15 protein-coding genes are annotated in these 22407 nt (G+C 49.1%); 14 read left to right on the forward strand and 1 reads right to left on the reverse strand.

Going from position 1 to position 22407, the window contains the following annotated elements:
- Positions 1 to 262 precede the first annotated feature (262 nt).
- The 9 genes from AB4124_RS24105 to AB4124_RS24145 all read left to right on the forward strand — a co-directional run bounded on the left by AB4124_RS24105 (position 263) and on the right by AB4124_RS24145 (position 13699).
- Complete coding sequence (locus AB4124_RS24105; RefSeq protein ID WP_441974429.1) at positions 263 to 5239, forward strand: polysaccharide lyase family 8 super-sandwich domain-containing protein; 4977 nt, start codon at positions 263 to 265, stop codon at positions 5237 to 5239.
- Between the two features lie 190 nt (positions 5240 to 5429).
- Positions 5430 to 7091 (forward strand): hypothetical protein, encoded by a 1662-nt coding sequence (locus tag AB4124_RS24110; RefSeq protein ID WP_441974430.1) that lies wholly within the window; start codon positions 5430 to 5432, stop codon positions 7089 to 7091.
- A gap of 28 nt (positions 7092 to 7119) precedes the next feature.
- A complete protein-coding gene (locus tag AB4124_RS24115; protein ID WP_430107279.1) occupies positions 7120 to 7791 on the forward strand; it encodes a bifunctional 2-keto-4-hydroxyglutarate aldolase/2-keto-3-deoxy-6-phosphogluconate aldolase in 672 nt (223 codons plus the stop codon).
- A 239-nt stretch (positions 7792 to 8030) separates the two neighbouring features.
- Positions 8031 to 9503: a spore germination protein gene (locus AB4124_RS24120; protein ID WP_441974431.1), complete on the forward strand. Its 1473-nt coding sequence runs from the start codon at positions 8031 to 8033 to the stop codon at positions 9501 to 9503.
- Positions 9504 to 9560: 57 nt separating this feature from the next.
- The gene (locus AB4124_RS24125) at positions 9561 to 10772 is read left to right on the forward strand and encodes a Ger(x)C family spore germination protein (protein WP_441974432.1); all 1212 of its coding nucleotides are present in this window, start codon (positions 9561 to 9563) and stop codon (positions 10770 to 10772) included.
- Entirely contained in the window at positions 10769 to 10990 is a 222-nt protein-coding gene (locus AB4124_RS24130) for a hypothetical protein (protein WP_076323193.1), read from the forward strand. Before AB4124_RS24125 ends, AB4124_RS24130 begins: the two co-directional genes overlap by 4 nt.
- A gap of 21 nt (positions 10991 to 11011) precedes the next feature.
- Positions 11012 to 12106 carry a GerAB/ArcD/ProY family transporter gene (locus tag AB4124_RS24135; RefSeq protein WP_441974433.1) on the forward strand — a complete coding sequence of 365 codons (1095 nt, stop codon included), beginning with the start codon at positions 11012 to 11014 and terminating at the stop codon, positions 12104 to 12106.
- A gap of 160 nt (positions 12107 to 12266) precedes the next feature.
- Positions 12267 to 13046, forward strand: coding sequence for a MerR family transcriptional regulator (locus AB4124_RS24140; protein WP_441974434.1), 780 nt, complete (start codon positions 12267 to 12269; stop codon positions 13044 to 13046).
- Positions 13043 to 13699 carry a GAP family protein gene (locus AB4124_RS24145; protein WP_379416215.1) on the forward strand — a complete coding sequence of 219 codons (657 nt, stop codon included), beginning with the start codon at positions 13043 to 13045 and terminating at the stop codon, positions 13697 to 13699. The genes AB4124_RS24140 and AB4124_RS24145 overlap by 4 nt, the downstream gene beginning before the upstream one ends.
- Before the next feature lie 89 nt (positions 13700 to 13788).
- On the opposite strand, the gene AB4124_RS24150 is transcribed toward AB4124_RS24145, so the two are convergent.
- Positions 13789 to 14487 (reverse strand): aspartate/glutamate racemase family protein, encoded by a 699-nt coding sequence (locus AB4124_RS24150; protein ID WP_441974435.1) that lies wholly within the window; start codon positions 14485 to 14487, stop codon positions 13789 to 13791.
- 219 nt (positions 14488 to 14706) lie between these two features.
- Here AB4124_RS24150 and metE point away from each other — a divergent pair, with 219 nt between their 5' ends.
- From metE to AB4124_RS24175, 5 genes are all read left to right on the forward strand, one after another.
- A complete protein-coding gene (metE, locus tag AB4124_RS24155; protein ID WP_441974436.1) occupies positions 14707 to 16995 on the forward strand; it encodes a 5-methyltetrahydropteroyltriglutamate--homocysteine S-methyltransferase in 2289 nt (762 codons plus the stop codon).
- 334 nt (positions 16996 to 17329) lie between these two features.
- Positions 17330 to 18766 carry an N-acetylmuramoyl-L-alanine amidase gene (locus AB4124_RS24160; protein WP_441974437.1) on the forward strand — a complete coding sequence of 479 codons (1437 nt, stop codon included), beginning with the start codon at positions 17330 to 17332 and terminating at the stop codon, positions 18764 to 18766.
- Between the two features lie 92 nt (positions 18767 to 18858).
- Positions 18859 to 19557, forward strand: coding sequence for a response regulator transcription factor (locus tag AB4124_RS24165; protein WP_441974438.1), 699 nt, complete (start codon positions 18859 to 18861; stop codon positions 19555 to 19557).
- 3 nt (positions 19558 to 19560) lie between these two features.
- Entirely contained in the window at positions 19561 to 21015 is a 1455-nt protein-coding gene (locus AB4124_RS24170; protein WP_441974439.1) for an ATP-binding protein, read from the forward strand.
- A complete protein-coding gene (locus AB4124_RS24175; RefSeq protein WP_441974440.1) occupies positions 21012 to 22226 on the forward strand; it encodes a hypothetical protein in 1215 nt (404 codons plus the stop codon). The genes AB4124_RS24170 and AB4124_RS24175 overlap by 4 nt, the downstream gene beginning before the upstream one ends.
- The last annotated feature ends 181 nt before the right edge of the window (positions 22227 to 22407 follow it).

Consider the following 22407-nt stretch of genomic DNA (forward strand, 5'->3'; position numbering starts at 1 on the left):
CAGCAAGAAGGGGGCCTCCCGCAAGATCTAAGATCTTTTGGGACACCCCTTTTAACGTATGTGCCCTGAACAGGAGTCCAGGACAATGTCAGAAATGTATACGCTTTCGGTCAAAATTCTCCACCTTCCTATTTTTTCAACTAAGTAAGATTACAAGTAACACGAGGCCTGATGCGGGTATTGAGCCGTAGGAGTCTTAGAAAGCTGAGGTGTACGTACCAGGTTTGTGGCTTGTACTTTAACCATATGGCGGGGTGAATTAATGCGAAAAACCAGTCTGGTGTTAGCGCTTATGCTTGGGATAGATCTCTTGTCCGCAAGCATCGGGAGTTTCACAGCCGGGGTAGCGACGGCTGCATCTACCAATCTTATGCTTAATGGAAGCTTCGAAGAAACGACTTCCACGGTAAGCGGGGCCTGGAAAGGGATCGCGGATCCAATTCCGGTTCATTGGGATTTATGGATTCCAACCGGCAGCGGCAAAGAGCCGAACAAAACGGCAACGGTCAAAATCGATACGGAACACTCGCATGAAGGGAAACAGTCACTGTTGTTTGATGCTTTTAACACGAGTCGGGTATCCGTCAAGCAGGTGGTCACATCTGTGACACCCGGCAAATCCTACAAGCTTAAGCTGTGGCTGAAGACGGATAACGTATCCGGCCAGGGCGTTTACTTCCGGACCCAATACTATAATACGGCCAAGGTGGGGGACGGACCTGCTTCCGAGAAATGGACAGGAACCCGTGATTGGACGATGCAGCAGGTGGTTCTGACGATTCCCGAAACAACAACCAAATTGACCATTGAGCCGTTTCTGGAGACAGGGAAAGGGAAGGTCTGGTTTGACGACCTGGTGCTGGAGGAATATTCAGGTTATACCGGAATCACGCTGGATCAAACGGCCTTTTCCATGGCAGTTGGTGGCAAGGTTACGATGTCTCCGACCATGACGCCTTCTACGGCATCGGACAAAAGTGTAAGCTGGACTTCAAGCAACCCCGATGTGGCGATCGTAAATGATCTTGGGGAGATTACCGGCGTAGGTATGGGTACGACAACAATCAGAATTTCAACACTGGATGGTCTGACGTTTGCAGAATGTTTGGTAAATGTGGAATCAGCTTCAGACATGGAGGCCTACGAAAGCTTACGTGAAAAATGGCATACACGTCTGACTGGTGGCGCATTTGACGAAAGTGATCCTGATATTGTCGCGGCTGTGACCGCCCAAGCGAATAAGGCTTCTGGATTCTGGAAGTCGCTGGACAAGTCACCCGGGCGCACATGGTTGTGGAGTGATCTGACCAGCACGACCGATTCCAGCCAAATCACGACCGCTTATAACCGATTAAAAACGATGGCATTAGCATATTCCGTTCCGGGCTCCGATTTGTTCGAAAACAAGGAGCTTGCGAGCGATATTGTCAGCGCACTCGACTGGATGTACGCAAATCGCTACAACGGCAGTAAAAAAGCCTACAATAACTGGTGGGACTGGGAGATTGGTGCTCCGCAAGTACTTAATGATGTGATGGTTTTGATGTACGACCACCTATCTCGGGAACAAATCACCCGTTTCATTTCGGCAATCGATACATTCTGTCCGAATCCGAAGGTAGGATCCGTGCTTGGCGTCAGCGGGGTCAAAATGACCGGTGCCAATTTATTGGATAAAGCGTTTGTAGTTACACTTCGTGGAATTATCGAAAAAAATAGTGCCAAAATTATGCTGGGTAGAGATTCGATCGGTTCCGAATATGTTTATGCGACAAAAGGGGACGGCGTATATCGCGACGGCTCCCTTGTGCAGCATTCGAATATCGCTTATACCGGAGGTTATGGATCGGTATGGTTGAAAGGCACGGCGGACATGTCCTATCTGTTGACCGATTCGCCATGGCCGATCACGGATCGTAACGTATTGAATGTGTATGACTGGGTATCGCAGACCTATGAGCCGATCATTTATAACGGGCAGTTCATGGATATGGTCAACGGAAGGGGGATCTCCCGCAGTGGCAGCGGCAGCGCCCGCAGTACGATCATTACTTTGCTGCGCATGGCGGAATCTGCACCGGCTGATGTGGCCATATCCATCAAACAAATGGCAAAGGAATGGATATCCAAAGATACAACCTACAGTAATTATTACGAAGGATTGTCCCTTGGCGATATCATGGTCATCAAAAAGCTGATGAACGAGGATGCGATTACACCGAGGGGCCACCTGTTAAAAAATCAAGTGTTCGCAGGCATGGACCGGGTCGTTCACTTGCGGGATGGTTTTGGGTTTGGGCTGAGCCTGTTTTCGGATCGCATCTCGGCCTTTGAGAAGGGAAATAACGAGAACCTGAAGGGCTGGTATACAGGCATAGGCATGACTTATTTGTATGACCGGGATTTCGGGCAGTATCGCAATGACTTCTGGCCGACCGTCGATTCCTTCCGTTTGCCGGGGACCACAACGGACGGATCCGGACAAGGGCGGGTTCCCGGAGAATGGACCTCATACATGAATACTCAATCTTGGGTCGGGGGCGTATCGCTGGATGGCGAATACGGAGCCGCCGGCATGGATTTCTCGCTGGCTAAAGTGACGGGCAGCGATTTGAAGGGTAAAAAATCCTGGTTCATGTTTGATGATGAGATCGTCGCGCTTGGCTCCGGCATTACCAGTAATGGAAGCGGGCCTCAAACGGTTGAAACCCTAATCGAGAACCGCATGTTGAATGCTGCCGGGGACAATAGACTCATTATGGACGGTGTTGACCAGCCGTTAGCGACCGGATCCCCATATAAGACGAGCGGTGTGCATTGGGCACATCTCGACAGTAATACGGATGGCGCCGGAACGGGGTATTATTTCCCGGATGCAGCGGAATTGTCGGTACTCCGTGAGAACAGAACCGCCAGTTGGAAGGAGATCAACAGCTCGCAAGCGGATACTCCGATTACACGGAATTATTTAAGTCTGGCCTTCGATCACGGAGAAACACCAGCTAATGCCTCCTATTCATACGTTCTGCTGCCTGAGCAGGGTGGGGAGGCAACCAAGCAGTACAGTGAGAATCCGGATATCGACGTGTTGGCAAGCACGATAGACATCCACGCGGTGAAGGAGAAGACGCTTGGCCTCACAGCGGCTAATTTTTGGAATCCGGGTACCGTGGGCGATCTGCGTTCGGAGCAGCCGGCTTCGGTGATCATGAAGGAAACGGACGACGGTTTAAGTATCGCGGTCTCCGATCCGACACAGCAGCAGTCGGAAATAACGCTGTATTTAAATCGCGCGGGGCTTGTATTAGCAAGTGCTGATCCTACTGTAAGCCTTGAACAAACGACTCCATTCATTAAACTGCGCTTGAACACAAACGGATCATTAGGTGCGGCACATACCGTTGTTTTTAAGAAAGAGGTACCTGTCTCTTCCTTGTATTCGACGCTTCAAACCGAAACGAGTGTCGATCTGGAATGGACGGTCCCGGATGGCGTGTCGGGAATAGAAGGTTATGAAATTACCAAGGACGGTATTACGGTAAGTGACGCTACTTACCGTACAGTGACATCTGACACTTACACTGCGACCGTGGACAGCCTGCTGCCTGGTACCATTTATCACTTTGAGGTATCGGGCCTTGATGGAGGCGGCCAGCGGGTGGGAGACAGTCGGGAGATTACGGTCGCGACTCGTGATAACACCCCGCCAAGCGCGCCTGTGCTGAGTTATACATCGGTGACAGATACTTCAATTGCCTTAAAGTGGTCCGAGTCTTCCGACATTGTAGGAGTATCCGGCTACAGCCTTTACAGAGATGGGCAGTGGGTGACGAGTGTGTCTGCATCGGTGTATAGCCAAACGCTGGACGGATTGCTTCCTGCAACCGAATACGTATTTAGTGTGAAGGCATCCGATGCCGCAGGCAATCTGTCGGAGAGCAACAAGCTGCGAGTAACGACGGATACATCCTCTACCGAGGGTGGAACGGATAATGGCTCCGGTAACGGGAATGGATCGGAGAGCAATTCGCACGACAACACGTCCGGCAATGAAGGGATGCAAGGTAATTCGGACACTTCAACGGAAACGAGCCATCATGAAGCGACCCACGGGGTCAAAATCGTGAATGAGAAGACGCTTCGGGCGCCAGTGGACGGCGTAGTCTCGATCTCACTCACTGAAGAGGAAACCAAGATCAGCCTGCCCCAACAAGCCGGAGCGCTTCTTGGAAAAAGCAAGCTGGAAATCAAGAAGAAGGGCGTAACTCTTACACTCGATTCGGCGCTGCTTTCGGCAATCGAAGCCGATTCGGTCGGTCATACGGCGGTGCTGCTGACATTCGAACCGGTTGGGGAACAGGAAGCGTCCGTTTTAGTCGGTGGTTCCCGTGGATCGAATCTTCAGCTCCGATCCGGCGGGATGATGAAATACGGCGTATTTCTTGTCGGGGATGTGGAAAAGGAATATAATCAACCTTTTGTGGTGCCTGCCCGGATCCGTTTTGACGCCTCGGCTTATGCCGGATTGGATCCTGAACTGTTGGGGATTTATGTATATGATCAAGATGTTCAAACATGGAAGTATGTCAGCGGGTTAACCGGGACCCACAAAGAATCACTCGAAGCTTACATAAATAGTCCTGGATTATACACTGTGCTGGAATACAACAAAGGGTTTAACGACCTGCCTGCTTCGCACTGGGCGAAGCGCGCCGTTAAAGTATTGACCGCACGGCATATTGTAAATGGTCGGACGGAAACGGAGTTTGCTCCGGACTCGGCGGTAACACGCGCCGAATTTATCTCATTGATCGTACGGACCTGGGGCTTTGCAGCAAGTGACAAAAACGCATTTGATGACGTCAAATCGCAGGCCTGGTATGCGGATGCGGTTGCCGCTGCCTATGAAGCCGGGCTTGTAAAAGGTAAAACGGATGGTATATTCGACCCCAATGGGCCGATCAGCCGGGAGGATATGGCTGTCATGGCTGCAAGACTTTCAAAGATGATCAAGGGCAGTATGGAAGGACAAGTTAAAGAAATCAAGTTCATAGACGCGGATCAAGTATCCGCTTATGCACGGGAAGACCTGAAGCTTGTCGTAAACCTTGGTTTAATGCAGGGAAGAGGAGAAGCTTTCCTTCCCCAGGGACAGACTACCCGTGCAGAGGCGGCACAGGTAATGCTGAATATGATCAATTTCCTGGGTATGGATAACCCATTAATAGAGGGCCGTTAGGCCCTCTTCTGTGGTAAAGGGCAAGCCATGCAAGATAAATGAAGGCTTTGGTTTTTAAATATAGCTTCCCTTTTTGTTCATTTAGGTTTTTAATGTTTATATAGGTTCGAATTAGGTTTCTTTTGGTTCTTTTTTTATTTTGCATTATGTTGGGAAGCGGCTTTACCATCGGATTGGGAAAGGAGAACACATGAACGATTATAAAGAGAGAATGAACCGGATTGTTCGGAACGTTGCGGAACAAGCATGGAGGCAGCCTTTGCTATCCAGCGGGCTGTGGTTTCACAGAGATGTTCGTGATAACTTCTATTACGCTTCATATCTGTTTGCAGCTTCGGCAGACTTCGAGAATGATCCGCAGTTTAACCGGCAGGAAGGTAAACGGTTGGCAGAGGAGGTTCTGGGTCGTGTGCTGCGGCTGCAGAACCGGGATGCGAAGAATCCCATGCACGGGCACTGGCCGCTGAACCTGGGGACGAAGCCGGAAGAGGCGAGTCCGCATGCGCTGCCGGTGGAATTGATGGGAAGCTTGATGGTTTTTTTCCATCGTAAGTTTGAAAGTGAGATGAGCGAGGGCTTGGCCGCGGAGTTTGAAGCTGCGCTGGAACACATCTACCAAGGTGGTTTTTTTCGCAAGCCCCTTACTGTGTGCAATCATCATGAGGCTAAATATACGGCAGCCAAGTTAATATTCGGCCAGCGCTTCCGCGATAAGGAACTCCTGGAGGACGGAAAACAAAGTCTTCTGGATACCCTGAGTCTGCTCCGCCGGGAAGGTATGGCTGAGTACGGGTGCCTGCCGTGGTTCTGGCATTGGACACAGGCGTTCACCTGTGCACTGGAATTGACGGAGGAACTGGAATTAAAGCAGGAGCTGTATGAACTGTTAGATGAGCTGTGGAGCCTGCGCACGTCCTATTATTTGAAAGGGGCGTGGGTAGGAGCCCACTCCAGGGGATGGCCGCATGATGCGCCGAGGGATGCCAATGTGCTTCACGATTATGTCCAGTTCGGTGATTTCAGTCTCCCGGAGGAGATGCCGCGCACGGAGTATGCCGGATTTCTGTTCCACAAAGCTCCGGAAGCTAAACGGCGTCTTGCCCTAAACCGCAGAGAACCGACGGAAGTGCGCAAGCTTTTGTTGAAATCGGTTGACGGCGAGATGAGGCAGCTGCACTCTTATGCTTATGTGACAGATCATTATGCGGCGGGCGGATTATGGGAGCGGGTTCGTGAGTTCGACAACGAGCAGCTGCGCTGGATGTTCAGCCTCCCAATTCGCGACGGCGGCAAGGCAAATCAGCTGTATTTTTTTCACCCGGGAGAGGGATATGATCCTTCTGGTGGCGATCCCCGCCACCAAAGCGAGTGGATGGAGGTGCTGTATCACAAAAATGTGGTGCTGGCACTGTATCCGCTGCCGGAACCAGCGGGTGCCGGCGGTGCGGAAATTGTCGGCGTTCTACCGGAAGGGGAATGGTTGTATGAGTCAGAAGCTTTGTACGGTAAAGTAGATGAGGTCTATTTTGCCGTTCATTTGAGCCCAGGGACTACTTATGACATTAGGGAACAGTCCGGATATCATCAGGTCGTTTGCCATGGCGCTGGAATAGCTCTCACCGTAGAAGCGGTGCCCGTCCCGGAAGCGGAGAACAGGGGGATCGAACAACTGGTGGCGTTCGCACGGCGAATGTCCGAGCACAGGCCGGAATTCAAGACAGACGGCGAGTTTGAGGTTGCATATACAGGATGGACGACGGAAGATCGACTCATTCTGAAGCATATGACTTCAGGGAACTTGACGAGAACGATAAACGGAGCGGAGTGTACGTTTGAATGGTACTCTGTGTAGTTACCGAATAGAAAAGAGGAGTTTTAAGATGAAGAAACTGCAGCTGATTCAAAAAATCACGGAGGAAGGCGTGGTCGCGGTCCTGCGCGGCGAAACGCCGGAGCAGGTTGTGGAGATGGCCGAAAAGGCGATTGCCGGCGGCATCAAAGTGATTGAGGTGACGATGACCGTGCCGTTTGCGCTCCGGGCTATTGAAACGTTGTCGCGCAAATATTCATGGAACGCCGAAGATCCATCCTCCTATGCCATCATCGGGGTAGGTACAGTGCTTGATCCGGAAACCGCGCGTGCGGCGATATTGAGCGGTGCCGAGTTTGTTGTTGGGCCGTGCCTGAGCAGAGACACCATGATGCTGTGCAATCGTTATCGGATTCCGGTCATGCCGGGGGTCATGACGATCAAGGAAATCCAGGAAGCACTGGAACTTGGGGCGGACATTATTAAGCTGTTCCCTGGCAACCTGTATGATCCGTCGATGATCAAGGCGATCAAGGGCCCGCTGCCGCAGGCGAATATTATGCCGACCGGTGGTGTCTCGCTCGATAACCTTGGCGAATGGATCAAAGCGGGGGCGATAGCCGTCGGTATTGGCTCGGATCTGACAAACGAAGCTTTGAAGCGTCAGGACTACAGCTTGATTGCCCAAAAAGCGGCCGCATACAAGCGAGCCTATCTGCAAGCTAAAGGTCTGACGCATTAACCATACTTTAAAGTGGTAGGAAATTTTGAGCAGATAACGCCTGTTGGGACTCCCTGAGTCTTCAAGAGGCGTTATTTGTTTTTCGATCGTTCATTCTGAATATCGAAAGAACTTCAGTAGTCCGTATAAAAAGTATATTATATCCAACTGCGGGAACAGTAGAGGAAAAGATAAATGAAGGTCATTGAATTCCTTGTAAGGCAAAGCTGGCCATGAGGGAAAAACGAGGAGTCGTTTACATGACGAATAAAACCACACGCCATCATGTTTCACAAGAAAAATTGCCGGTTTCCATGACGCAATTTATCGAAAATATGAAGAGTCGATTCGGGCAGAGCGGAGATATCATCTACCGAGAGTTGACTTTGGGCGCTATACCTACAGTGATGGTCTATATTGAAGGGATGGGAGATCCCCGATTGCTAATCGAAGCGATTCATGCAGATTTACCTCTATTTATTGAATTTCCAAACCAGTCACCGGAAGTACGCATGAAAATGCTCAAAGAACTCACGATCACGATGGGAAAAGTGGGAGAAGCCAGCACTTTTCAAGAAGTTGAAGGGAAATTGTTGTCCGGGAATACGATCATCTTTATGGATGGGACATCAACCTCACTGTACGTTGGTACTGAAGCACTGAAGCAGCGCGGAGTTGAGGAAGCCAGCTCACAATCCGTAGTAAGAGGGCCGAGGGAAGGCTTTACCGAATCCCTTCGCGAGAATACGGCTCTAGTCCGGCGAAGAATTCAAAGTCCTAGGCTGCGTATTGAAGAAAGAACTGTAGGCGAGCACACCAATACGCTAATGGCCGTGATGTACGTGGATGGATTATATGATATCGAAGTACTTGATGAGCTGCGCAGAAGATTGGATGAAATCAATCTGGACAGCGTTCTTGAGAGCAATTATATCGAGGAAATGATTCAGGATCATCGGTACAGCCCTTTTCCGACGGTATATAATTCAGAGCGGCCTGACGTCATTGCATCCGCTTTACTGGAAGGACGAATTGCTATTTTTGTGGAAGGAACGCCCTTTGTGCTGGTGGTTCCGGCGTTGTTCGTTCAGCTGTTTCAATCGAGCGAGGACTATTATCAGCGATGGGATTTTGCCAGCCTTGTTCGGCTTCTTCGATATCTATGCTTTGGAATAGCGCTCCTTACCCCCTCACTATATATTGCGATCACCACATTTCATCAGGAAATGCTGCCGACCAACTTGCTGACAAGTTTAATCGGCCAGCGGGAAGGGGTACCCTTCCCCGCATTTATCGAAGCGCTGATCATGGAGATCACGTTTGAGATCCTGCGCGAGGCCGGCATTCGATTACCTAAATCGATCGGCCAATCCGTCTCCATCGTTGGTACTTTGGTCATCGGACAGGCCGCTGTCGAAGCGGGTCTCGTATCGGCCGCGATGGTTATCGTTGTATCCATAACGGCGATTGCCAATTTTGCGCTACCCTCTTTCAATATTGGAATATCGGTGCGGATTTTGCGATTTGGGCTAATGGGAATAGCAGCGTCGTTTGGATTGTACGGGATGATTATCGGCATGATTATAATTGGCCTTCACCTGTGCAGCCTGCAGTCCATGGGGGTGCCTTATATGTCTTCTTTTGCGCCTATACGCTGGCGAAGTCAAAAGGATGCTTTGCTGCGAATGTCGCGTCACAGCATGAAGAAATATGTAACCAAATCCAAACCATGAGCCTTCTGTAAGTCATGACAGGGGTTCTTTATTTTAAGCAGAGGGGACAGATTATGTATGTTCAAAAGAAAAATACGATCAGTCCTGCTTATATTAAGTCTGGTGGTTTTCATATCTGGATGCTGGAGCAGAAAGGAACTAAACGAACTTGCCGTTGTTATGGCACTTGGGATCGACATTGATGAGAATGGGTACGCCATTTCTGCTCAAGTGCTCAATTCCGCTGAGGCGGGCTCCAAAAAAGGCGGATCGACGGGGAGCCTTCCGGTCGTAACCTACAAGTCAGTCGGCAAAACCATTCCCGACGCCCTTCAGCGCACGTTAAGCATGGCACCTCGGATGCCGTATCTGTCCCACGTCCGCGTGTTGGTATTTGGAGAAGACATGGCCCGGTCAGGGGTCAGCGATGTGCTCGATTATATCTCCCGGAATCATCAGCTGCGATCGGATTTCTTCATGCTCGTTGCCAAGAACGGAAAGGCCTCAGAGATCCTGGAGGTCGTTACGCCATTCGAGTACGTTCCGGCGAATTCGCTCTATTCCTCAATTCTAATATCGGAAAAAAAATGGGCAGCAACAGGGAAAGTCACGATACAGCAGTTTGTGACGGAACTCAAACGCAACGGCTCAGACCCTGTATTATCCGGGGTCCAATTAAGCGGCAGTTTAGCCGAAGGACAGTCTATGGAGAATGTCAAGAAAATCAATCCTTCAACGCTTCTTCAACATACGGGACTCGGCGTGTTTAAAGGGGACCGGCTAGTAGGATGGCTGGGGGAACCGCCCAGCAAGACCGTCAATTATGTCCTCAATAAAGTCGACACTACAGCGGGATATATTTCATGTCCGGATAGCGGCATTGTCGGGTTCACGGTGAACCGGGCAGACACAACGCTTGATGTTGCGCTCAATGCGGAGGGGATTCCCGAATTTTCAGCCGAATTGGAGATCGAGGCCGACGTGAATGCCGTTCAATGTCAGATTGATATCAGTCAACCAGCCGTCATAGACGAATTAGAGAAGGATATCGAGGATAAATATAATGCAAATATTCGGAAGCACATCGGGCTGGTACAGCAGCGTTATGGATCCGATGTTTTTGGATTCGGCGAGGTGTTGCACCGAAAATATCCGGACGTTTGGAAAAAATACCGGAATCATTGGGGAAAAAGCTTTAAAACGATGAGCATTCGCGTGGATGCCGATGTAGCGATCCGGCGGATCGGATCCATCATACAACCCTTAAATCGGGAGGTCGATGAGCCGTGAATTGGCATTGGTTGTTGATATTGTTCTTGTTCATCGTGTTCGTTACGGAAACCCGGCATCTTCTGCAACTGCGCTCCCTCAGGGACATGATCGTGTTCTATACGGTGTGGGGAGTCACATTGCTGGCCTTGATAGGGGATATGATGGAGGTGCCTTATCTAAGACCACTGGATTGGATCGGTGCCATCATGCAACCGCTGAACAGGTTGATTTCATAATGAAGAAGGGTATGGTAACACGTGATCAAATATAAGGATATCGCCGCACGACAATTCTTTATACTGGCCTTCGGCTTGACCATCGGAACCTCAATCCTGGTTACCCCCTCCGGGTTAGCACATACTGCAAGGGAAGATGCGTGGATGGCCTCCCTCTTCAGTATCTTCATTAATCTCCTTATGGTTGTGCTGTACATGGCCATCGCGCGTGTCTATCCAGGTCAAACGATCTTCGAGATCCATGAGAAGGTTTTGGGGAAGCTGCTGGGAAAGATTCTCTCGCTGGTCTACCTTTTTTATTTTTTGATTCTTACAGGCACTTTGCTTGGCAACTTAGGTTTTTTCCTGAGCAGCGAAATGATGCCGGAGACGCCGATCGAAGCTATTCAAATCTTGTTCTTGATCGCGGCCGTCATGTGCGCCAGGATGGGCATCATAATCTTGGCCCGGGTCGGTGAATTGATGTTTCCGTGGATCATATTTCTGTTTATGGTCCTTGTCCTCTCACTCATTCCCCAGATCGATTGGAACCATATCAAGCCAATGCTTGAGGAAGGCTGGATGCCTGTTGCCAAGGCCGGATTCCATGCTTCCATGTTTCAGGAACTGATTGTGCTGATGGTATTTCTGCCTCTGGTCAAGGGGGAGAAAAAAGGGGAGAGGGCACTGATGGGGGGAGCTGTCGCAGGCGGGTTCGTGCTCAGCATCATCGTCCTGCTCAGTGTGCTGATTCTGGGAATTGAACAGACGGAGAATAGCACGTTTCCGGCATTTGCACTCGCGAAGACGATTAACCTAGGGAACTTCTTTCAACGTGTTGAAGGCATATTGATTACGCTTTGGATCCTTACTTTTTTTATCAAAATCTCTCTATTGTATCTTTCCATTCTTCAAGGAATGAAGACCGTGTTCCGACTGAAGGAACAGAATCCGCTAATCTATCCGTTGTCCGTGCTGTTTATCATCGTGGCCTGGAATACATACATCAACACCGTCTATGTTGCTGATATCATTCAGAATGTATGGTCGAGTTACGCCCTTCTCCACTTGTTGGTGATTCCCATGGGTCTTTATCTGATCGGGTTAACCAGAACGAAAATGCTCAAATGGAAGTGAATTTCAGAATGTGTTTGAACAAGCCCGATAGCGCGGGCTTTTTTTGTCGCCCGCTGCATCGAATTCACAATTGTACTAATATTTTTCGTGAAAAAGCTTGAAAGTGACGTAACGTCATCTTATATACTGGAGATATCAGAGAGAATTAAGAAAGCAGGTGATGAAGTCGATTCCCATTCAAGAATTGTCTAAACAGACGGGGATTACGGTAAGAACGCTGCGCTATTATGACCAGATTGGCCTTCTGATTCCTGCCGCCAAAACACCGGGCAAACATCGTATATACAGTGATGATGAATTAAAGAGGCTGCAGCAAATACAGTTTCTCAAAAGGCTGGGCTTCAGTTTGCAAGAAATATCGGATATGATTTCAAACCCGGAATGGAACTGGTCCACCGGTTTGATGAATCAGTTGGACTTTGTTTTGAACGAGCAAAAAAAGCTGGACCAGATGGAATCGGCGCTGCGAGCTGTGCTTCATAGCATTGCGGTGGAAGGTGAGACAAGCTGGGATGTCATTCAGAAATTAATTCACCTCTCCGGAAGAGACCCATCGTTAAAACACTCGTTCCGGCAGCAAATGTTTGAGAAGCGTGAAGTGGAGTTGCTAAGTCTACTCCCTAATATGAACAGCACGGATCCCGACTCTCTCGAGTGGATTGCTCTGTTGGGACAGCTCAAAAGGCGGATGCAGGACGGACCCGACTCACCGGATGTACAACGAATTGTACGGAGGATGGATGAGAAACGACTGGAGGTATTTGAAGATGAAGATCCCTTCGTAGATAAGCTGTGGGAAATCCGTAAATCTCCGGCGCAGTCCGAGCAGATGGGGTTATATCCCATCGAGGATGAACTTCTTCAATTCATGGAACAGGCGTTTGAGATTTATGTGTTATACAAAGACAAAGAACAAATTGAAGAGGGGGAGACATCTTGACGCTGGAATTGCTGCTCTCCATTGGAGCCTTATCACTCTTGGACACGCTAAGTCCAGCCACGCTTGGCGTAACGGTGTATCTGCTCTTGACCGAACGGGACCGGCTAATCCCACGTTTATTCATTTATTTATTCACAGTGGCGGGTTTCTACTTCCTGGTAGGAGCTGCACTTATGCTGGGCTTGGATGCTGTTCTGCAATCCGTAACCGGCATCTTTCAGAATCGAGCGGTCAGTTGGGTCATGGCCGTGGTAGGCGGAATCCTGTTTGTCGCCAGCTTCTTTATCCCTACGAAAAAAACGTCCGAGCCGCGCCGTCCAAGATCCAAAAGCTTCGGGGCTATGATCGGACTTGGGTTCACGACTGCTCTGCTGGAGGTAGCAACAGCCCTTCCGTATTTTGCGGCAATCGGACTCATGACAAAGGCGCAGTTGACTACGGTTCAATGGATGCCCATCCTGGCTGCATACAATATCGTGATGGTGCTGCCTCCACTCCTATTGCTCGGATTACACCTCGTATTAGGCCGGATGATGCAGCGTCCGCTGGAGAAGCTGCGACTGAGAATCGCCAAGAGCTCCGGATCGATTCTGTCATGGGTGTTGTGCATTGCCGGGCTGATCCTGGTGCTGAACAGCATTGATAACTTGTAAAGATATCCGATTTTGAATTGAAAACTCGCTAGGTGTGAGGGGGCCGTGAATCGTCGGCAACCTCTCCCAAAATCGGGAGAGTCAGCCCATTAAGAGTCAGTTTGGAGCGATTTATGTACAGCTTCAGTGGCATGTATGAAGGTTGTATCAAACAGAGGAACTATGGAATCCTGGGGTTTTATTAATAATCCGATCTCGGTGCAGCCTAGAATAATTCCTTCGGCTCCATCTTGAATTAGCCGTTCAATGACTTCTTTATAATAAGCTTTTGAATCCGATTGGATGTTGCCTAGACATAATTCCTCATATATCACTTTATTTACGATCTCTCGATCCTGTTTATTGGGGATGAGCACTTTGATATGATTAGATTCTAATCTTTGCTTGTAAAAATGCTGCTCCATGGTATATCTGGTTCCGAGCAAGCCTACCGTACGAATCCCATGCTCATGGATTTGATTAGCCGTGGCATCGGCAATGTGCAGCACAGGGATGCTTATTTTTTCTTCTATTTCCTCTAGTACCATGTGCATCGTATTGGAACATATCAGTACAAAATCGGCACCGCCTTTTTCTAAAGAAAGTGCAGCCTCCCCCAATGTTTCACCGGCTTTTTTCCAATTTCCCTCGGATTGATAGCGTTCAATCTCTGCAAAGTTCACGCTGTACATCAGGCATTTGGCCGAGTGGAGGCCACCCAGGCGGCTTCTCACCTGCTCATTTATCATTCTGTAGTATTCAATGGAGGATTCCCAGCTCATTCCTCCGATAAGTCCAATCGTTTTCATAGATAATCTCCTTTACAATCCTAAGTAATCCCATTATAGAGTATTATGAAAAAAACGTGTTAATCTCGCGTTTTTTTGTATTGGCGTATAACAAGATTACATATACACCTTTCTTGCTATAGCCATAGGCTATAACTAGATATAGCTTATATGAGTTACACTATACCGATTAATACATGGTATCTTTCTTGTAACAATTTGTATAGGAGTGTTATATAGATGGCAAAAAGCAGTGTACTGGGATATCCGCGTATTGGCGCTGATCGGGAATGGAAAAAAGCCCTGGAAGCATTCTGGGCAGGCAAGCTTGATGAATCGGAGTTTCACCGGCAGCTGCAGGAGATTCGGTTGAATCATTTACGGAAGCAGCAGGAGAGCGGGATCGATCTTATTGCGGTGAATGATTTTAGTTATTACGATCATGTTCTGGATACGGCAACGATGTTTGGTATCGTACCGAAGCGCTTCTCTTATGAGGGCGGTGTTGTGCCATTGTCTGTATATTATGGTATTGCACGCGGAACGAAGGATGCTACAGCAAGTGAAATGACCAAGTGGTTTAACACCAATTATCACTATATCGTGCCTGAATTGGATGGGGCTGCACCAGTTCTTACGGAGAACAGACCGCTGGCAGCCTATCGGGAGGCTAAGGAGAAGCTCGGCATTGAAGGCAAGCCGGTTATTGTCGGTCCGCTAACCTTCTTGAAATTATCCAAAGGGTACCAGCCGTCGGAGACGGATGCCTGGCTGGAAAAATTGCTGCCGCTCTACATTCAGATTCTCCAGGAGCTTGCCCAAGAAGGCGTTCAATGGGTCCAGATTGATGAGCCGATCCTCGTGACGAAATTAAGCGATGCCGATCTTAAGCGGTTAACCAGCATTTATGAAACGTTTGCGGCTTCGGCACCCGGCCTAAACATCATGCTGCAAACCTATTTCGAATCGGTGGAAAACTACCAGAATATCATCCAGCTTCCGGTTAGCGGCATCGGACTTGACCTGGTCCACGGATACCAAGGCAATGTGCAAGCCATTAAACAATCAGGGTTTCCTGCGAATAAAGTGTTGGGAGCCGGCATGATTGACGGACGCGGCATTTGGAAGGCATCGCTTCACGAGAAGCTGTCGCAATTGGAAGAGCTGACAAAATATGTAGCCACTGAACGGTTGATCGTTCAATCTTCGTGCAGCTTGCTGCATGTTCCGGTGACAGTGAGCAGCGAAACGAAACTGCAGCCTGAACTAAAAGGGGCGCTCGCCTTTGCAGATGAGAAGCTGAATGAGCTGGTTCTTTTGACGAAAGCAATTTCCACAGGCACAGCCCGGATTGCCAAGGAACTGGAAGAATGCGATGCTGCCCTTCAGGCGCTTAAACAATCCGAAGAGCGCAATCGACATGACATTCAGCAGGCAGTTGCCGAGATTAGTGTGCAGAATCCAGTTCGCAGTCTGCCGTTCGCGGAGCGTCATGTCGCTCAACAGAATAAGTGGCAGCTGCCGATTTTTCCGACCACGACGATCGGCAGCTTCCCTCAGTCAGCCGAGGTGCGCAAGGCACGCCAGGCGTGGCGCAAGGGAGAATGGAATCATGAGCAGTATGAGCGCTTCATTCAGGAGCAAATCGATATTTGGATCAAGCTGCAGGAAGAGATCGGCCTGGATGTGCTTGTGCATGGAGAGTTCGAAAGAACGGATATGGTTGAATTTTTCGGTGAGAAGCTTGGTGGCTTTGCCTTCACTCAATATGGATGGGTTCAGTCCTACGGCTCACGCTGCGTGAAACCGCCTGTAATATTCGGGGATGTCGCATTCGAGAAACCGATGACGGTGGAGGAAACGAAATATGCACAGTCGAAGACTAACCGCCCCGTAAAAGGGATGCTAACTGGCCCGATCACAATCATGAACTGGTCGTTCGTCCGCGAAGACATCTCTCGGGAACAGATTGCCTATCAATTGGCTTATGCCCTAAGACAAGAAGTAGAGGCGCTGGAGCAGGCGGGCATCGGGATGATTCAGGTGGATGAGCCTGCGGTGCGCGAAGGGCTGCCGCTCAAGGAGGAAGATCAAGCGGAGTATCTCGCTTGGGCTGTTAAAGCCTTCCGTATGACCACATGCACGGTACAGCCGACCACGCAAATTCATACGCATATGTGTTATTGCGAGTTCCATGACATGATCGATTCGATTGAGGCGATGGATGCCGATGTCATCTCGATTGAAACTTCGCGCAGTCATGGCGAGCTGATTCACAGCTTCGAAGTCAATACCTACAGATTAGGGATTGGCCTTGGCGTGTATGACATCCACAGTCCGCGGGTACCTCGAGTGGAAGAGATGACAAGCATGATCGAGCGTGCACTGCGGGTCCTGGATCCGAAGCTGTTCTGGATCAACCCGGACTGTGGTCTCAAAACACGCGGTAAGGAAGAAACAGTAGCATCCCTCCGTAACATGGTTCAAGCTACGGAGATCGCCCGCTCGTCCTATTCGCTGAACGTGTAACCGTGAATTTGACTATTGTCAGGGTGGGTAGAGATAAGAACAGTTAGGTTAGGAGCAGGCTGCGACGGCAGCCTGCTTCTTTTTTGTTACCCATCTACCTATGCCAGATATAATGGTGCGTACAGATGTAGAACGGAACTATATGAAAGATTTGGCTTTAAGGAGGACCGTAAGGATGCGATTGACGTCTATATGTCTCTGAAAGCCTCCTGTCATTTACATAGAGTAGAGTCGGACACAAGTTGTTGACATCTTGGTAAAATCGTTATCACATCCGGCGATTATATTCTTCTTATGGAGTCGTATCTAGCACGATCCCTAAGAAGGAGGAACCATGATCTATCACAAAAAACGCAAGAAGTTTACCAGAGTCTTCTTTATTCTATTCATTGCAATCCTATTTATTGTCGGCTTCAAATTGGCATGGCACGTCGGTTCATCAACGGTGGAGTTGGTGCCGGCATCATCTGCTAGACTTGCAGAGACCTATAGGACGCTTCCTGCTGTGCCTAATCCAAATAAAACGTATCGGATCGTAATCGATCCCGGTCATGGGGGAAAAGATCCGGGATCTACCGGAGTAAGCGGTGCATATGAGAAAGCGTTCAATCTATCTCTTGCCGGGCGGATTGTTGACCTCCTGGAGGAAGACCCTTTGTTTGAACCTCTCTTGACACGTTCGGATGATCAATTCGTTGAATTGGATGAACGGGCAGCCAAGGCGAATGATTGGAATGCGGATGTGATGATTTCCATTCATGGCAATACCTATACGGACCCCATGACATCGGGTACGGAAACCTTGTACCGACACGAGGACAGCATCCCCTTGGCCCAAACCCTTCAGGAGCATTTGGTGAAGGGAATTGGCCTTCGTGATCGCGGGATCAAGGAAGAACAGTTAAAAGTGCTATCTACGCCCACGATGCCGGCAGTGCTTATCGAAGTTGGATATCTCACCAATGCGGAGGATGAGCGTTTCCTGCTGAGCAATGAAGGTCAAGATCTTGCCGCACAAGCTATTGTTGATGGGCTCAAGGACTATTTTGCGGAATCGCAGGAACTCTCGTTTGGACACCAAGCAAACGGTGAATCAGTTGAAAGATCACCCGGCACGCCGCAAAGCGGGAATCAGTCTATGGAGAAAAAGGTGTATTTTAACGGATCAGCAAAAGACGGTAAGCAGGTCGCACTTACATTCGATGATGGACCGGATGCCATTGTTACGCCCAAAATCCTTGATATCCTGAAGGAAAACGATATTAAAGCCACCTTTTTCATTCTGGGAAACCGTGCTGAGGCCCATCCTGAGACTGTGCGGCGGATTAAAGAGGAAGGTCATGCCATAGGAAATCATTCCTGGTCACACCCCAACTTTACAGAATTATCGATGGAGGAAGCGCTGAACCAGGTGAAGAATACGCAGGATGAACTGAACGACATTATCGGCTATCGTCCATCCTTGTTTCGGCCGCCTTATGGCGCTTTGGATGAGGACAAAGAGGAGGCCATACAAAATATGGATTTAGCGATCGTGAACTGGTCCGTGGACACGATGGATTGGTCAGGTCTGCCCGCACAGGAGATCATGGGAATCATCCACAAGCAGTTGAAGCCAGGAGGCATCATTCTTCAGCATACCGCAAACGGCAAGAACCATCTTGCCAACACGCTGGAGGCACTGGAGCTGTTAATACCGGATTTGAAAGATCAAGGCTACTCATTCGTCACGGTCCCGGAACTGCTGCATTTGCCTGAATCGCAGTCTTAGTAAGCCTGTAACGGATCAGACTTATCATTTGTCAACGGTATATGCTAAAATCGATTCATCAAATAGGCCTATGGAATAAGAATGGAGACTTCATGAAAAAAACAAAAATTCTCATAATCGAAGATGAGGGGCCGATTGCCGACTTGCTTGCCTATGGTCTCAACATGGAGGGTTTCGAAACCCGTATTGCGGCCAGCGGAGCTGCGGGCTTAAGGGAGCTTGAGTCATTCAATCCCGATCTGCTCCTTCTGGATTGGATGCTGCCCGATCAGAGCGGACTCGATATATGCAAAAAAGTAACCGCGAACTATAACCTTCCCATATTCATGATAACCGCTAAATCCGACATCACGGATAAAGTGCTCGGACTTGAATTTGGTGCCGATGACTATATCACAAAGCCGTTTGATTTACGGGAGGTTGTTGCCCGAATTCGTACGATTCTCCGGCGGCTGGACCAAGCGAATCACGGGGATAGGGAAGTGGCTCAGGAGGCCGTGATCCGTGTTAAAGGCATCGAGATCGTAACGGAGGAGCGACTGGTCAAGAAAGACGGAAGGTTGGTTGATCTAACACCGAAGGAATTTGACCTGCTCATGACCTTGTACGGTCACCGGGGGAAGATTTACACGCGTTCGGAACTGCTGGATTTGGTCTGGGGTTATGATTTTATTGGGGATACACGGACCGTGGATACGCATATTCAAAGGCTCCGCAAAAAGCTGGATGTCAGCGATTTGATCACAACTGTATTCGGCATCGGTTATAAATTCGAGAAGCAGGCGGAATAAGAGATGATTCGGACCATCAGAGCCAAGTTTATTGTTGGTTTTTTTCTGATCTTCTGCCTCTCGTTCCTCGTACTCAATCAGACCGTGAAGGAGATCATTCGGACAAGCAATCAAAAGATCGTGACGTCGGATCTGGTCGGACTCAAAAACAACAGCAATGTATATGTAAGGCAAGCATTTCTTATCAACCATTTCACGAACAATAATCTTTATTTCGGACAGATGGCCGAGGAAATGGTGAATGATTTGAAACATGCTACATCAAGCCATGTTAGTGCTTACACCGTAGATGGCAAGTTATTGTTCTCATCAGACCAGAGAGAGTTCTCCGGACAGTCGGACGAGGATCTCCGGCAAGCGATCGAGGGCAAAACGGCTTATACCATCACTTATGGCCGGAATAGCGGAACCGTTCTATATTCATACCCGGTTATCATCGATGGAGTGAAGGTGGGCATCTTGAGATTTACCAAAGATTTCACCCTGCTCTATGAACAAAGCGGGCGCATCATGGACATCATTTTCTACATCGCGCTCGCCATATTTGGAGCGGCATTCCTATTCTCCTATATGCTATCCCGGCATATCACCATTCCATTAGTGAAGCTGACCCGGGCTTCCACGGAAGTGAAGAACGGGAATCTCGATGTTCGAATCCCGTTCCGGCGAAGAGATGAAATTGGCGAGCTGGCTCTGAATTTCAATGACATGATTGACCGGATCGGAAGCCAGATTTCCACGATTGAGGGTGATCGGGATCGCCTTCAGGAGCTTAACGATCAGGAAAAACGTTTTTTCGACAATGTCACCCATGAGCTTAAGACGCCACTGACGTCCATTCTTGGTTATGCCGAGATTATTCGGGAGAAAGGGGATGACGACCGGGAATTCTTCGATAAGGGCATGAATCACATTGTTGAAGAGAGCCGGCGGCTGCATAACATGGTGCTAAGGCTGCTGGAAGTATCCCGCAGAGCTTCGGACGACCGTGAATTCGAAAAGGTGGATGCGGGTCAAATTTTACACGACGTTAGCGATTCCATGTCCTTCCGTGCCAAGCGTTATAAGAAGCGCATCATCTGCCAGACGGATGAACATTTGTATGTAAACGGACAATCGGACAGGCTGCGCCAGCTGTTCATCAACCTGCTGGACAATGCGATCAAATACAGCTCTCCCCAATCGGAGATTTCTGCTAAGGCCGAACTGGACTCCGGACTCGTTCGCTTTATTTTCGACAATCCGGGTGAACCGATCCCACCTGACCAGCTTGAGCACCTGTTTCAGCCGTTCTATTCGGCGGGCCATAAGTTCATGGAAGAAGGCAGTGTCGGTCTGGGTCTCAGTATCGCCAAATCGATCGTCGACGACCATGGAGGGACCATCCGCCTAGTCAGCCGGGACGGGCAGATCATGGTTTACGTGGAACTACCTTACTTCAGGGAGGAGAGATCATGATGATACGGAAACGATTTGCAGGTTTGTCCGTGCTGCTTGCAATCATTCTCCTCTTGTCCGGATGTGAGGGAGGTCTGCGGTCGGAGACCATCGTTATTCCGAGCTCGGAAGATGAGCAAGCTGCCGATTCGGGCAGCGCCCCATTCCAAGTAAAAACGATATATCGTCTTCCGATTTCGGACACGAAGGACGATCAATTGCTTGGTTGGGAGGATTCAGGATCCGTTCTCGGTCTTTTTCAGGCCCCCGACTCAAAGATGCGCTTGTCGCAATATCTGCTGCAGCGGCTCTCACCGCCGTATGAAAAATTCGAGACGCTGCAAGGCGTGGACGCTGATCATTGGAATCTCGAACTGTCGCCAAACGGCAAATATATCGCCGGTATTAAGAAGACAAAGGACGGCAATGTACTAAAGTTAATATCGCTTTCTGATGGACGGGAAACCATCATGGCCACCATAAAGCCCCGTCATGATCTGCTCTTGACAGAGCTCACTTGGTCGGATAACAGCAGATACATCTCTTATCTCGTCACAGACGTCGCTACAGATGTCGCTTCAGGCCCCGTCAGTGGACAAACCGATGTGGGTGTCGCCACAAACTCCGTTGTCAAAATGGCCGTGTATGACACAACCGCCCGGCAAGTCAAGGTCTATCCGCTGAAGGGCCTCCGAAACACAGGCAGCGTCTTCGAGGTGAAAATGTCGGACGATGGACAAAGCGCACTGATTGTGGTGCAAAATGAACGGACCATTAGTATCAACATGGGGACGATAAACGGAAGCAGCTTTCATATCGAATACGAGCATCAGGCGGGCGGTGATCAGATGGCATGGCTTAATAAAGATCAGTTTGTTTTCCTTGGAACGGAAGGCGAGATCTATGAGTACGATCGACGAAACATGGCTCTCTCTGTCCTGCTGGAGAGGGTTCTTAGCTTTCAATTATCGCAAGACAGGAAGTATATTGCTTATTCCCAGAAAGACGACAACGATACAATCTCAATTTTTGCAGGAAAGCTTCAAGGAAACAACGTCCTGTACAAAGAATCGGTCTATCAGGGCGTCTTCCCGTCGGTAATGTATTGGAGTCCGCATAATGACAGTCTTCTGGTAAATGGGCGAAAAATATATTCCACTTCAAGACAACAAACGAATCCGGAGCCAAGTGTCGTCTCGTATAATCAACCGTTTATTATTAAGTTTCAATAGCGCTAACCTAACCCTTCAAAGTGGATAGTAACCTTATTTGCGGCAGACTGAACGAAATATCGTTCAGTCTGCCGTCTTTTTTTAAGATATTAGCATTTATATGTTTGTGGGGTTATTTCAGAGACAATTTGTTTACAAGTAGGTGAAGTTTCGGAGACATCTTTACTTTATATTTGGAAAA

Origin of the sequence: Paenibacillus sp. 2KB_20 (assembly GCF_052115765.1) — a bacterium.
In the GTDB taxonomy this organism is placed as follows: domain Bacteria; phylum Bacillota; class Bacilli; order Paenibacillales; family Paenibacillaceae; genus Paenibacillus_AQ.